The 13,597-nt window shown below is 38.0% G+C and carries 17 protein-coding genes and 1 other annotated feature; of the genes, 4 read left to right on the top strand and 13 right to left on the bottom strand.

The genetic code is table 11. The features are described from left to right. The first annotated feature begins 184 nt into the window (after window positions 1-184). Window positions 185-415 (top strand): hypothetical protein, encoded by a 231-nt coding sequence (locus tag EKM61_RS03000; protein WP_068225655.1) that lies wholly within the window; start codon window positions 185-187, stop codon window positions 413-415. A 130-nt stretch (window positions 416-545) separates the two neighbouring features. On the opposite strand, the gene EKM61_RS02995 is transcribed toward EKM61_RS03000, so the two are convergent. The 10 genes from EKM61_RS02995 to EKM61_RS02950 all read right to left on the bottom strand — a co-directional run bounded on the left by EKM61_RS02995 (window position 546) and on the right by EKM61_RS02950 (window position 8,766). After that, window positions 546-1,118 (bottom strand): L-2-amino-thiazoline-4-carboxylic acid hydrolase, encoded by a 573-nt coding sequence (locus tag EKM61_RS02995; RefSeq protein WP_068225656.1) that lies wholly within the window; start codon window positions 1,116-1,118, stop codon window positions 546-548. A gap of 13 nt (window positions 1,119-1,131) precedes the next feature. Further along, window positions 1,132-1,995 carry a transporter substrate-binding domain-containing protein gene (locus tag EKM61_RS02990; RefSeq protein WP_225359721.1) on the bottom strand — a complete coding sequence of 288 codons (864 nt, stop codon included), beginning with the start codon at window positions 1,993-1,995 and terminating at the stop codon, window positions 1,132-1,134. 14 nt (window positions 1,996-2,009) lie between these two features. Next, window positions 2,010-2,720, bottom strand: a complete 711-nt coding sequence (locus tag EKM61_RS02985; RefSeq protein ID WP_068225658.1) for an amino acid ABC transporter permease — start codon at window positions 2,718-2,720, stop codon at window positions 2,010-2,012. Between the two features lie 107 nt (window positions 2,721-2,827). After that, window positions 2,828-3,499, bottom strand: a complete 672-nt coding sequence (locus EKM61_RS02980; protein WP_068225659.1) for an amino acid ABC transporter permease — start codon at window positions 3,497-3,499, stop codon at window positions 2,828-2,830. 11 nt (window positions 3,500-3,510) lie between these two features. Next, window positions 3,511-4,254 carry an amino acid ABC transporter ATP-binding protein gene (locus tag EKM61_RS02975; protein ID WP_068225660.1) on the bottom strand — a complete coding sequence of 248 codons (744 nt, stop codon included), beginning with the start codon at window positions 4,252-4,254 and terminating at the stop codon, window positions 3,511-3,513. Window positions 4,255-4,266: 12 nt separating this feature from the next. Then, window positions 4,267-5,277 carry a uroporphyrinogen decarboxylase family protein gene (locus EKM61_RS02970; RefSeq protein ID WP_068225661.1) on the bottom strand — a complete coding sequence of 337 codons (1,011 nt, stop codon included), beginning with the start codon at window positions 5,275-5,277 and terminating at the stop codon, window positions 4,267-4,269. A gap of 571 nt (window positions 5,278-5,848) precedes the next feature. Continuing rightward, a complete protein-coding gene (galE, locus tag EKM61_RS02965) occupies window positions 5,849-6,838 on the bottom strand; it encodes a UDP-glucose 4-epimerase GalE (protein ID WP_068225662.1) in 990 nt (329 codons plus the stop codon). A 163-nt stretch (window positions 6,839-7,001) separates the two neighbouring features. After that, window positions 7,002-7,328, bottom strand: coding sequence for a heavy metal-binding domain-containing protein (locus tag EKM61_RS02960; protein WP_068225663.1), 327 nt, complete (start codon window positions 7,326-7,328; stop codon window positions 7,002-7,004). An 18-nt stretch (window positions 7,329-7,346) separates the two neighbouring features. Next, a complete protein-coding gene (locus EKM61_RS02955; protein ID WP_068225664.1) occupies window positions 7,347-7,745 on the bottom strand; it encodes a hypothetical protein in 399 nt (132 codons plus the stop codon). 73 nt (window positions 7,746-7,818) lie between these two features. Beyond that, window positions 7,819-8,766 carry an NAD(P)-dependent oxidoreductase gene (locus EKM61_RS02950; RefSeq protein ID WP_068225665.1) on the bottom strand — a complete coding sequence of 316 codons (948 nt, stop codon included), beginning with the start codon at window positions 8,764-8,766 and terminating at the stop codon, window positions 7,819-7,821. A gap of 126 nt (window positions 8,767-8,892) precedes the next feature. Beyond that, window positions 8,893-9,179 (top strand) — a binding site (T-box leader). A gap of 62 nt (window positions 9,180-9,241) precedes the next feature. Between EKM61_RS02950 and msrA the strand changes: the two genes are divergently transcribed. Further along, window positions 9,242-9,772, top strand: coding sequence for a peptide-methionine (S)-S-oxide reductase MsrA (gene msrA, locus EKM61_RS02945; RefSeq protein ID WP_068225666.1), 531 nt, complete (start codon window positions 9,242-9,244; stop codon window positions 9,770-9,772). A gap of 255 nt (window positions 9,773-10,027) precedes the next feature. Then, window positions 10,028-10,162 carry a hypothetical protein gene (locus EKM61_RS12270; RefSeq protein ID WP_257749630.1) on the top strand — a complete coding sequence of 45 codons (135 nt, stop codon included), beginning with the start codon at window positions 10,028-10,030 and terminating at the stop codon, window positions 10,160-10,162. A 159-nt stretch (window positions 10,163-10,321) separates the two neighbouring features. Here EKM61_RS12270 and EKM61_RS02940 read toward each other — a convergent pair whose 3' ends face one another. Beyond that, window positions 10,322-10,555 carry a hypothetical protein gene (locus EKM61_RS02940; RefSeq protein ID WP_068225667.1) on the bottom strand — a complete coding sequence of 78 codons (234 nt, stop codon included), beginning with the start codon at window positions 10,553-10,555 and terminating at the stop codon, window positions 10,322-10,324. A gap of 190 nt (window positions 10,556-10,745) precedes the next feature. Beyond that, window positions 10,746-12,074, bottom strand: coding sequence for a dihydrolipoyl dehydrogenase family protein (locus EKM61_RS02935; RefSeq protein ID WP_068225668.1), 1,329 nt, complete (start codon window positions 12,072-12,074; stop codon window positions 10,746-10,748). Window positions 12,075-12,458: 384 nt separating this feature from the next. Here EKM61_RS02935 and EKM61_RS02930 point away from each other — a divergent pair, with 384 nt between their 5' ends. Next, window positions 12,459-13,307 carry a DNA/RNA non-specific endonuclease gene (locus tag EKM61_RS02930; protein WP_068225669.1) on the top strand — a complete coding sequence of 283 codons (849 nt, stop codon included), beginning with the start codon at window positions 12,459-12,461 and terminating at the stop codon, window positions 13,305-13,307. Between the two features lie 146 nt (window positions 13,308-13,453). On the opposite strand, the gene EKM61_RS02925 is transcribed toward EKM61_RS02930, so the two are convergent. Next, on the bottom strand, window positions 13,454-13,597 hold a 144-nt coding region (locus tag EKM61_RS02925; RefSeq protein WP_455709270.1), incomplete at its 5' end, for an aggregation-promoting factor C-terminal-like domain-containing protein.

Genomic DNA, 13,597 nt, shown 5'->3' with positions numbered 1-13,597 from the left:
TTACAACTATTTTACGCCAAATGTAGTGAAATTTGCGATAAAAAAGGTTAAAAATTCAAAAGAGCTCACTTAGCCTAACAATTAGCCAGCGATTATCGTTACTAAACTTTAATAAAATTTTTCTAGATTTCTGGTAAAAACACGTTATACTAGATTAAAAATAAATAAGGAGTAGGGTGATTGTATGCATTTACAAGTTAAATCAAGTTTTAAAAACGCGACCCCGAGGCAGGCATTATTACAAATTGGTAATGCAGTTTTGATGGCGGCCGTTTTCAGTGTTATCTACTTAGCGGTTCAAGGAGAATTATTTTTAGGAATTTACTTAGCTATAACTGGCATCATGACGATAATTAATCTATTTTACACTAAGTATCTGGTTATTTTTAACCGAATTTCATCCAATCGATCGTAAAAACAGACGAAAGTGAGACAAAAACCGACTTTTGTCCCACTCCCGTCTTTTTTATAAATATTTTTATAGAATGCAGGCAAAGGATTAAACTTATTCTTCCTAGTGGCACTTCAAAATGAAAGATAAGTTGTCACTCATTTTTCCTCATAATAATTCGTGGTTTCTTACCGGCTGTCACATTACTTTTTTTCAAATAGTGTAGTTCGCAAAAATTTCCACCCTTTGCAATCGTCGTACCTAATTGAAAATCGATATCTTCAAATACCGAAGCAGTCGCCGCATCACCACCCATACAAAGATCGCATAACTGACTCATTTCATCTGGCGTTTTCCCCATTTTAAGCCACCGATTTACATACGGACAATAATGAAAGTGTACTTCAAATTCTTTATCGTTTTGACTAACAGTTTCCATTTCATAAACCTGGGGCTCAAGTCCCGCCGTAAATTTATCAGCAAACTCGTTTAAATCATGCGGATTTGTCATTGATTTTTTAAAATCCTGACCGTTATCAATCCCATACTGTTCAATCGATTTAACTGCAAAAGCAGTATCTTCTTTAGCGTTATCCACCATGTATGTAAGTGTGGATGCCCGTTTTTCAGTGATTGCCCTTAAGGCCAGCGTTGTTTCATCGGCCAACTTAGGATTATTCACTGCTTTAATTTGATTGAGATTACCAACTTTTCCGTCACCAATCATAATACTGACCTCCTTATTTATGAGCCTCGGAATTAAAAGTTTTATTGGCGTTTGCTAATTTAAAGGTATCTTCATATAAATACTTTTTAGTAATTTTTTCCAAGTAACCATTTGCTTTTAGCTTTTTTAAATCATTATTGATTGCTTTAACCAATGCCTTATTCTTACTATTTTTATTTAGTAAAAAGTAGCTATTTTCTAAACCAATTGACTTAGAAACTACTAATTTCTTTCCTTCTGCTTTATTGGCCACTGGTTTATAGGCCGCATAAGGATAAATGGCCACATCATATTTACCATTAGATACTTCTTTTAATGCATCGCCGGCGGATTGATCACCGATACCTTCCAAACTGATTTTATGTTTTTTATTTTGTTGGTTATAAGTCTCGATAAAACTATAACGCGCATCATCCGTTGAAATTGGCACTAACTTTAACTTCTTTTTTGAAATATCCTCCAATGAATTTGCCGTTTTGCCACCCTTTTTAGTAACTAAACGTAAATCATCCAACGCGTTGGAATCTGAATGTAAATAGGTTTTAAACCGATCCTTTGAATACCACCAATTTGAAGCCGCTACATCATACTTTCCTGATTGCAGACCCACAAACACGGAATTCTGCGATGTAGTAGTTTCGTTAAATTTATACTGCGGCAAATCCTTATCTATTTGTTTTAATAAATCGCCATAATACCCACCAATACCTGAACCTTTTGGATAAGTATAAGGTCGATTATTATTCGGTGCTGCTACATTAATCGTTTGAACTTTTGCGGCCTGAACAGGTGTTTTTTCATTATTTTTAAGCAAGAACACCCCACTAACTGCAAAAGTTGCAATAATACCAGTTAAAATATTTTTAATTTTCATCATAATTTCCTCTTTTTCTAATTTATTCTTTGAGTTGCAAAAACACGTCGTCGGATAATGACTTCACTAATTTGAAATAACTTCGCAAAAATCCAACAAATTATAATATAAATAATTAGGGCATCTAAATATGTTTCTATATATTTGAATCCTACTGATGAAATGATATTGGCCTTCGCCATTATTTCAACAATTCCAATGTTATACACCAGTGCCGTATCCTTTATTAGGTCAATAAAGATATTTGAAAAATTAGGTATAAGATTAGCAATTAATTGTGGCACAATAATTCTGGTCATTGCCTTTACTGGTGTCATTCCAACTGATATGGCCGCTTCATACTGTTTATAATCAACTGAGTGGTAAGCTGAACGAATACTCTCTGAAATATTTGATGCCGCGTTTAGCGAATAAGCAGTAATTGCCACCATAATTGCTGGAACCCCACTGCTATTAGTGCTTATTCCCCATTTCTGTAAGGCGATTAATAATTGTGGTAATCCATAATAAACAACATACATCTGAACAATAATTGGTGTACCACGGATAAACGAAACAATAATTCCGATAATTGGACTTAGCACAGGTACTTTGCGTTCACGTACAACGGCAATTAAAACGGCCAAAATCAAACCAATTATTGCAGCAATAATTGACAGATAAATTGTCATTGGTGCGACGGCCAGAATTTTGGGAAAAGATTGGATTGCAAAATTAGAATCAAACAAGTGTGGTCCACCTCCCTTAAGTGTCACTTAAAATTATTTTTTTATTATAATGAGCATTAAAATTAGTTGAAAAAGACGGAATGAAATCTAATTTTTCTGAAACACACTTAGATTTCGACATACCGATAATATCTGTGAAACATTCGGAATACCCATTCAATTAGCAAAACAATTAACCAGTAAAGTAATGCTAAAATGATAAATATTTCCAATTGATATATGCCTTGATTTTGATTAGATAGATCAGTGGCTTCGCTGTACATATCAACCATCCCCATTACATAGACTAGGGATGTTGCCTTAACCAAACCTATTAATAGGTTTTCTATGTTTGGTAGAGCAATCAAAAATGTTTGTGGCATTAGGATTTGAAAGAAGGCGTGTTTAGCATCCATGCCAACGGATAATGCGGCCTCATATTGTCCTTTATCTACTGACAGGTAGGCCGATCTAAACGCTTCTTCTAGATAAGCACCCCATCCTATGGACAGTCCAACAATTCCGAAAAATATTTTTGCCCAATCATTAATATTGATTCCAACTAGAGTAAAAAGTTTTGGTAAGCCAAAATACGATAATAAAAGCATTAATAACGGTGGTGTCCCCCGGACGATTCCTAAATAAAATTTTGCCAAAGCACTTAGAATTGGATTCTTTCGTAGATAAAGCCAGGCCATACCTAGTCCGATCAAACTGGCAAAGAAAAATGATGCTATAAGCAGACTTAAGGTCTCCGGTAATCCATTCAATAACGTAACAATAACTTTACTAACCTTCATAGATGGCCTCCTTAATAATCCTCAGCTATTGCCGATAAGAATTGCTTTGTCCGTTTATTTTTAGGATGATCAAAAACCTCACTTGGCGTACCAGTTTCAATAATCTCGCCGTCAGCAAAAAACACAACCCGGCTAGCTACGTTTCGTGCAAAGGACATTTGATGGGTGACAACAATCATTGTCTGCCCTTGATCCGCTAATTGCTTCATGTCATAAAGAACTGTTCCAACTAACTCTGGATCAAGCGCAGAAGTAGGTTCATCAAATAAAACGATGTCAGGATTTAAAACGGTTGCGCGAACGATTCCAATCCTTTGTTGCTGACCACCAGATAATTGAGCAGGATAAAAATCCTGTTTATCCAAAAGTCCCACACTGTCTAGGGCCTTCTTTGCTAACTGAAGAGCGTCCTTCTTAGATCTATTTTGTCCAAAAATTAGTCCCTCAGAAATATTTTCAATGGCCGTTTTGTTTTTAAATAAATTATAATTTTGGAAAACCATCGCAGTGTGCCTTCTCACCCAAAGAATTTCTTCATTCGATAAGTTTGCTAAATTAAGTTGTTTATCTTTAAAAACCATTGTTCCAGAATCGGCCTGTTCTAAAAAATTAATGTTTCGTAATAATGTTGTCTTACCAGAACCTGAAGGCCCAATAATTACCACAACCTCCCCGGCCTTAATGGAAAGATTAATCCCTTTTAAAACTGTATTATTTGCAAATTTTTTCTTCAAACTCTTTATTTCAAGTAGCAAGTGACATTCCTCCTATACGCTATGTACCGCCTCAATCGCCCAAATCAAATGCTCATAAGGTATATCACGTTGAATTGTACAGTCGGCACCGATAATGACTCCTTTCTTACCAACCTCATTAACTAATTCTTTTGCGGCAGCCTGAATTTCTGCTTTTGATCCAGAATACAGTACATCCGTTTTTTCTATTCCAAAGCCGCCTAAAACAGGCCGATCACCAAACAGTTTTTTCCCTTCGGCTAATGAGTAACCATCACTATGCGTGGACCAATTAATGATTTGAAGTTGGTAATCTCGATACCATTCCAAGTGATTAGTAGCACCATCAAAACCACAAATATGTAAAACATTAAAATCTGCCCTTTCATTGATTGTTTTAATGACATCGTGATCAATAACTCTTTGAATATCATTGAAGAAGTCCAGATTATCAGTTCTTGAATCCTGGATAGACTGTGTGCTGTAATAAATGCCATCAATTCCAGCATTTAAAACAACTTTTACTAATTCCTTCAAATCCGTACCAATGATCGTGAGAATTTTTTTCAAGGCCCTAGGATCTTCACTATAAAGATCGGCAAACCTTTTATCTGCTAACGTTAAAGGTTCCTTAGCATGGTCGATCAACGCCCACTTTAAAATGGTAAGTGGTGAAAATATTGTATAAAAAGTAAATTGGTCATTGGCAATTTTTACTTGTCTTTTGGCCAAGGAAGCTTGCTCTTTAAACCACGAATGATCTTTAGGTAGACTTTTTAAGTGTTCCAGTGAAGTGAGTTGCCGAACATCTTTTACATTTAAAAAGGGATAAATAAAATAGCCATCAGTCATAAATTTTATAAAATCTGGGGAAACTTTTTTGATATAGGATTCATGCCCTTTTACATTAATATCAACTATCTCCGGATGTGTTGCGGCATCAGTAAATTCACTTTTAGCAAAGTGCCGCCAAAATGAAACTGGTACCTTCTCCTCCTCTTCATTTGCAAATGCCCTTAAAACGTTCTTTTTTAAATCAACCATGATCAAATGTTCCTCCTTAATGTAAAGTAAAATTATTTACAAAATAAAAAAGTCTCCTAATCATAAATATGATTAGGAGACGATTTACCGCGTTACCACCCCTTATTCGTAATTCATTCACGTGAATTACCTCAACAGCACTCAAAATGCTTGGGAAAATAACGGTTCCTACCGGATTTTTGACTTTCATCGTAAATCATGATTCCGAGATCATCTTCAACTAAATTCACATGCTATCCTTCCACCAACGATAGTCGCTATTCACGCTACTTTTTAGTCTACTCTTCTCATCAACATGTTTTTTTATGCGTAAAGATTAGAAATAAATAACAATACGATTAATTAAAAATTAGAATAATCCCATTTGTTTGAATTGTCAACTACTTATTTTGCCGCTTTAATTTTTATTATTCTCCAAGAAAGAAAATTAGTTAGATCTAAATAATAAAAAGAGCCTGCCCAAAGCGATCCGCACTCCATTTTTAGAGGGAAAGATCACAATTTGAACAAGCTCCTTTGATTCAATTATTTAGTAACCATATAAAATAAATTTTGCTTAGGTTACTTAAAATTAATCCTCGTAACCCTTTGGATGTTTTTGTTTCCAGGTCCAGGCCGTTTTGATAATATCGTGAACATCATCGTATTGTGGCTTCCAACCCAAAACCTTACGCGCCTTATCTGAGTTAGCAACTAATGAATCAGGATCACCGCCACGACGCGGTGCTTCTTCGGCCGGAATTTCTTTTCCAGTTACCTCACGAGCGGCCTCTAAAATTTGTTTATTCGAGAAACCAGTAGAAGAACCTAAATTGAAGGCCTGACTGTCATTACCCTGGATTAAATAATCTAACGCCAAAATATGAGCATCCGCCAAATCCACAATATGTACGTAGTCACGAACATTGGTTCCATCAGGTGTGGCATAGTCTGTTCCGAAGATCTTCAATTTGTCCCGTTGACCAGCGGCGACTTGTAAAATAATCGGAATCAAATGAGTTTCAGGATGGTGATCTTCCCCGATACTACCATCTGCTTTGGCCCCAGCAGCATTAAAGTAGCGCAGCGCAACAAATTTAATCCCATAGGCCTTATCACACCAACGAATCATGTGTTCCATCATTAATTTACTTTCACCATAAGGATTAATCGGTTCCTTACGATCCTCTTCATGAATTGGTGTTCGTTCCGGCACACCGTAAGTTGCGGCGGTGGAAGAAAAGACCATGTACTTCACATTATGCTGGTGCATAACTTCAAGTAAAGCCACCATTCCAATTACGTTATTATCAAAGTACTTCAACGGATCCTTCATTGATTCAGCAACTAACGAAAAGGCATCCATATGAATAACGCCCTCAATCGTTTCTTTAGTAAAAACTTGTTCCAAAAAATCGTGATCACGGGTGTCGCCCTCATAGAAACGTGCCTTAGTATTAATTGCTGCACGGTGTCCAGTGGATAAATTATCAACCACAACAACATCGCGACCCTTTTCAATTAATCGATCAACCATGTGTGACCCAATATAACCTGCGCCACCTGCTACTAGAATTGCCATATTCTACCTCCAGATAAGATAATTTACCTTGCTAATCATAGCACAAACTAGCGTATTCGATAACTAGTCCCTATTTGAAAATTACCTTTACTAATATTTTCCTAGCCAATTTAGTATAAACGTGTTTGAAAAAGCAGTGTCCTGGGCACTTTTTCGAACACTCCTAATCCTTAAATCGAACGGCTGTCCCGTATGCCGCCACCGTCTCCATATCCGTGCTAATTGAATCAGAATCAAAACGCATCATAACAACGGCGTCCGCGCCTAGTGCAACTGCGTTAGCCCGTAATCGCTGAATTGCAATATCCCGTGCATCACTTAGCAGTTCCGTATAAGCCTTGATTTCTCCGCCAACTAAATTTTTTAACCCCGCACCAATATTTTTGGCAATGTTTTTCGATTGAGTTGTTAGACCGAAAACTTCCCCAATGACTTCATAATTTTGTCCAGGTATTTGCTCGGTCGTCGTTACCAAAATTTTGTCTGTCAATTACTTCATCCCCTTAAATTAGCCTAGGCGTAACTCCTGTGAAAATTTAGTATCAACAATTTGGCCTTCCGCCGTTGCGTGCGTTAAAACCCGACTCAAATACCCATTATCCGTCAAATACCGCGTAAAGCTCATAAAAGAAGGCACCGTTAGAATTGCCGTATTTTGTGGAACCGCAAAAATAACTTCACTTAAAACATAGTCAGTATCAATTCCCTTTATAACTTGACCGATCGCTTCAACTGCGGCCGCACCACTCTCTAGAAAAATTAACGGTACCACATCCCGGTAGTAATCCTGTTCTCCATGATAGATAATTCGCTGTCGGCCATCTTGAGTCCGCGTTGTTGCCGTATAACCAATCACAACACGATCTGTTCGCACTTTATTAGTAAAATTAATTCGAAAATTCTGCAAGCAATCGCCCCCATTCCCTCATTTAACCCTAGCATATTTCTAGAATTAACACTAATCTTTTAATCACCCTAAACTAATAGCCTCGCTCTAAATTAACTTGATTTAATTCTAAATTACTAGTTTTTAAAAAAGTAGCTAAATTTTTCATGAAAATCTGTAATACCGCTTGACCATATTCAGGAAATACACCGGAGATATGTGGTGTTAGCAGTACGTTAGGTAATTGCCACAGTGGATTTGTCCTTGGTAGTGGTTCCGGATTAACAACATCCAACGCGGCAAAGCCCAACTGGCTAGTTTGTAAAGCAGTAATTAAATCAGCAGTAACAACTGAGGGCCCTCGACCTGCATTAATAAAAATCGGTTGCCGTTTAACTTGCTTAAAGTAACTGGCATCAAAAAAATTCCGGGTTGTTTCCGTGAGTGGCATAATATTCAAAATAACGTCTGCCGTTTTTAAGTACGCACGGCCGCCCTGATCATCCGTTGTCTGATTAAAGTGATTAACCGCGTGGCCATCATGATTAACCCCAATTGTCTGCATTTTGAATTGTTGTGCCAACTCAGCAACTCGCTTGCCAATATGTCCGGTACCATAAATTAAAAATTGTTTGCCCGCTACCAAGTCAAACGTGTCACTAGGACGGTGCCACACATGCTGTGCCTGTTGATCCACGGCCAATTTAAATCCCCGGGTAGCAAATAGCAGCATGCCAAATACGGATTCCGCAATGGGCTCAGCGTGAATACCACTAGCATTGGAAACTAAAACACCCTTTTGCCGCAATTCATCAAGTGGTAAATCATCAACGCCTGCAGAATAAGTCTGAACCCACTTTAATTTTGAATCGGTTAAGTGTAGCAAACGCTCACCAAGTTGCTGTTCCCAGCCTAATACAATTGTTACCTGCTGTAATTGTTCATTTGTCATATCAGTAGTCGCCGCTACCACAGTTAATTGTGTTTGTTGTTCGAGTTGTGCCTTCATTTTGGCCGCTGCACCAAGTAATAAAATAGTCACTTGATCATCCCCCTAAATTGTTATTTCACTCTTGATCTTAACGCACAGTGAACGGCGAGCAAAGTAAAAAACTTAATCAGGATTTGACAGAATTAAAATAGTGTTTAAACTAAAAGTTAATTTAATGAAAAAACATGAAGAAGAGAAGAGTACTCACTTAGGCGTGATTAGAGAACATCGGTAGCTGAGAAGATGCCACGTTAGGTTGAGGAAGATGGCCTTGGAGTGGTGTCTACCGGTATTTAGTAGACAACGATTAGCGTTCGTTATAACGGTACATTTTTACTAGAATACGTCCCGCAACTATTTTTGTTAGTCCGGGACCAAAAATTTATAAAACCTATTCTATAAAAGTGTTTTAAGTGGCAATGTTAATTGCAAATAAGGTGGTACCGCGCAGAAGCGTCCTTTTCCGTTTGGAAAGGGACTTTTTTAGTGCCTTAATTTTAAAAACTTAATGAAGGAGGTTGTCAAAATGGTAAAAACAGCAATATTTGCAGGTGGGTGTTTTTGGTGTATGGTTCGGCCGTTTGACGAAACACCTGGCATTAAACAAGTGATTTCTGGCTACACAGGAGGCCACACAGTAAATCCAACCTACGAACAGGTCAAAGCACACTTAACTGGCCACACAGAGGCCATCAAAATTGTTTACGATCCAGCAATTATCAGTTATTCGGACTTAATCGCCTTGTACTGGCAGCAAACTGATCCAACTGATGCCATGGGCCAATTTCAAGATCGTGGCGATAATTATCGACCAATCATCTTTGTTGCTGATAATTATGAACGAAAAATTGCTGAAGATTCACGACACGCTCTAGCAACAAGTGGCCGTTTTGATCAACCAATTGTGACTAAAATTGAGGCGGTTCAACCATTTTACCCGGCAGAACCAGAACACCAAGAATTTTATAAACATCATCCACAACGTTACCAAGAAGAGATTGCTAAGCGAAAGAAATTCACCAAAAATAACTGGCGCCAAGTTGAGTCAGTTAATTGACCTTTGTCGCGTAAAGGCATAGGATTAAGTCTGGACGGAATCTGTGACTATCTCCGCAAATGAACGCCAAAAACGTAGTCTAGAGGAGTACTTTGACTTTCGTCCAAAAAATGATAATTCTATAACTGTGGGATCAAAAAACAGATTGTTGGTTATAAATTAACCACCGGAACTTTCCTTAACGATTAAGTTAAGAAACTTGTTGTACTGTCTTTTTATCCCGCTGGCCTTTCAGCTAACAAAGGAGTTGATATTTTGACAGATAAAGTCGAACAAGATAATAAGAAAGCTTTGTCAGCAGACCAAGTTAATGATGCCTTGGCAGCACTTTTTGAAAACCGACCGGGTCGGCGCTTACCCACGGATCCGAAGAAAAAGAAAACAAAATAAAAGGTTGTTAAGCTTGATATATTGCCTAGTCACTCAACTTGAGTTAAGTTCAGTTAAATTTCAAGTATCGACTACCAGATTTAACATTAAAAATACGCAATAGACAGAAAACGGGACTGAAACAAAAGTAAATTTTGTTTCAGTCCCTATTTGTTTTATTTACGATTTAATTGTTTGGATGTGTTCATTAGGTTGCGGCGCTGCCAAACGTTGATTAGGCGCTGCCAGTGCTGCTGTCAGGCCCAAAGTAAGGCTGCCAAATAATTCCTCAACCAAGCTTAATTCATTACCAATGATATTGCTGGCCAGTAAAATGAGTAAAAATAAACTTGCATCTGTGACCATTCGAAACCAGTAATAACGACTATAGTGCGTGAAAAATGATTTTTTCATTCGTTTTCCATCCTATTTTCTAAAGTATTCTTTTATTCTAGCAAATCTCGCAAATTGACACAACAACTTAATTGCCGGATTTGCTAACCAAATAGAACAGATCTATCGCCCAATGCTTCAGGTCACATTGCGCTTACGTTAGCCCTTTAGTCTTACCGATTTAATACTTAATGGTCAATTAACCCAACGTTTAAATTTTACGCATGTAACTGTGCTGTGTGCTTGGAAAAATATAAATCAAGCGTTGTAATTGGGCTTTAGTAACACCTAATTCCATATAATCTAATAATCCATTAATCGTATCAACTGCCTCGTTACTGTACTCAGTGGCACCAACCAGACGATCCGTTTTTCGATCAAATACTAACGTTAAACTACCATCCGTTTCGTTTTGAACTTGATGGAACCAATCGTTTTCATAGTCAACAACCTCGATACTATAAGTCTCAGGCTGCTGCTTAGCAGTAGTTGGTGAAATTCCTGCCCGGGCAACACGTGGTGAAGTAAAGACGGTTGTCGCGATTGGTGGATAATTAATCGCTGCTTCAGTTTTTTGTGTAAACAACGCTACCAAGTACTGGGCCTCAAAAATTGCGGTCGGCGTGATCTTCGCCAACTTTTTATCGACAACATCACCAGTTGCATAAACACCGGCAACATTGGTCTCTAAATGATCATTAACAATAATGCCATTCTCACTATAATTAATCCCAACGGCGGCCAGATTTAATTTTTCAACGTTAGGTACACGTCCAGTTGCGTCAACAATATAGTCACTTTGTAAACTAAAACCAGCCGTTCCTTGAAGCTCCAACCGGCTTTCTTTTTTTACCACCGCCGTAATTGTTTCATCATAGTAGAATTTAATCCCACGATTGCGCATATTATTAATTAAGCGTTGAACGTAGGGTTGATAAAACTCACGTAACGGCTGATGACCTCGTAAAACGATATCAACTTTAGCCCCAGCAGCATTGGCAATACTTGCAGTTTCCATTGCAACGTAACCGGCCCCAATCAAAGTAATGTGCGCGGGCATTTCTGGGATTACGAGAAAATCAGTACTATTATGCATCAATTCTTGTCCCGGAATTTTTAATTGATGGGGCCGTTGTCCAGAGACGATCACTATTTTTTTCGCAGTAACTGTTCGTTCACCCACTTGAATAGTACGCGCATCTTTAAAAGTACCATGACCTTCAATAATTTCGACACCAGCCGCCACTAATCGTTGCTGGATACCAGCGGCTAGACCATCGATTACTTCATGTTTATGGGCCATCAAATCAGGCCAATTAATCTTGGGTACAGTGTCAAAACCTCGGCCCTGCAATTGTTCAATTGTGTGCACTAATTCAACAGGTTTATCCAAAGTAATCTTTGCGTTACAGCCTCGATTAGTACAAACGCCTCCAAATCGATCTTCTTCAACTACCGCAACCTTTAATCCTGCCTTACCTAATGGAACAGCTGCATTCCAAGCTCCTTGCCCACTACCAAGAAATAATACATCATACATTAAACATCAAGCTCCCTTCCGCGTACCGAAATTGGACTACAAGTCTATTGTAAACAACCCGACTTAAGAATTCAAGTTTGACGCATTCACTAAGAAATCTGCGTAACTAGTATTTAAAATAGACTAGAGACCGTTTGAAAAAGCAGATTAGTTAGGAAAAGACAAATAAAAGTATTTTCCAAACACGGACTGGCGCGACTATTTAACAAGTATTAGGATTCATGTACTCTAAATAAGCGAAACTTAATTATTGTTGCTGGCGCTCTAACTAGCAAACCGGCAGATCTCAGTTTGTCATTTCGGCCTAAATTTGCTATCATAGGTACGCGAGAACAGACGTTTGCAATTATTACTCCTGACATTAGCAAAGGATCTTTTACATATATGCGTAAAAAACGAAAATCTTCATTAACTCTAATAGCAATTTTACTAATTGCTGGCTTCTTTGGCCTAAAACCACAGCAGGCACACCAAGTTACCACAGTTGCCGAAAATATTAGCACGACCGTTACACAGACTAAAAATAAAACTAAGCAATCATCTTCAGCAACTAACACAAAAGCAACTAGTTCCACTCAGTTAGCCGCGCTTAATTATCAGTCTGGTCAAAACCCAATCGTCCAAGTTAATGGTGGTAAATCAACACTCAATCCGGCTGATTGGCACACCAACCGCGTTATTTATTCCTCACTGGATAGTCTAAATCGAACGAGCAGTGCAAACACTGCCTATTTGGAATCACGAAATGTCGCAAATGATGCACTTCGTGTCCGACAAACTGTTCAACCAACTGGCTGGCACCAAAAATTTGCGGGTAAAACGGCGATTTTAAATCGCGGGCATTTAGTTGCCTACTCCCTATCAAAGGGAATTAGCCTTGACGGTAATTATGACCCTAGCCAACAAAGTGGCGATCAAAACAACCTTAAAAATTTATTTACACAGACTGCCTTTAGTAACCAAAGAATCCAAACAATTTACGAAACCGAAGTTCGCGATGCACTGCGCGCTGGCAAACAAGTTATTTATCAACCCCACGCAATCTTCCGCGGAAATGAGCTCATGCCCCGGGGCGTTCAGCTTCAGGCAATTAGTACCGATAAAACTCTAAATTTTAACGTTTATATTTTCAATGTCCAACCTAATTTTGTTTTCGATTATACAACTGGCCGTAGCGTTCAAGGCAGTATGAATGTCCCAACCCCGGCTAACGCACCAAGCTTTAACAATTAAATTGCACTTAGATTGTATTTCACATAACAACTACTTTAGTTTTGTATTAGTTCCATTGTTTAAACCAAATAAAAAAGCGTTAATTAATTTGATTTTTTAATCAAACTAATTAACGCTTTTAGTTTTATCATTTATTTAATTTAAGTCTAGTACCAACCGTTTGCTTGCCAGAAGGCCTGGGCACCAGTCCATGAACCGTAACGGGAAGTAACGTAGTTGTTAGCAACACGTTCTTGGTTAGCAGCTGAGTAGTCGCCACCTAAGTATGAAGAGCTTAATTGGTACTTACC

Source organism: Loigolactobacillus backii (assembly GCF_003946275.1).
GTDB lineage: Bacteria > Bacillota > Bacilli > Lactobacillales > Lactobacillaceae > Loigolactobacillus > Loigolactobacillus backii.
This window is presented reverse-complemented; position numbering and strand designations above follow the sequence as displayed.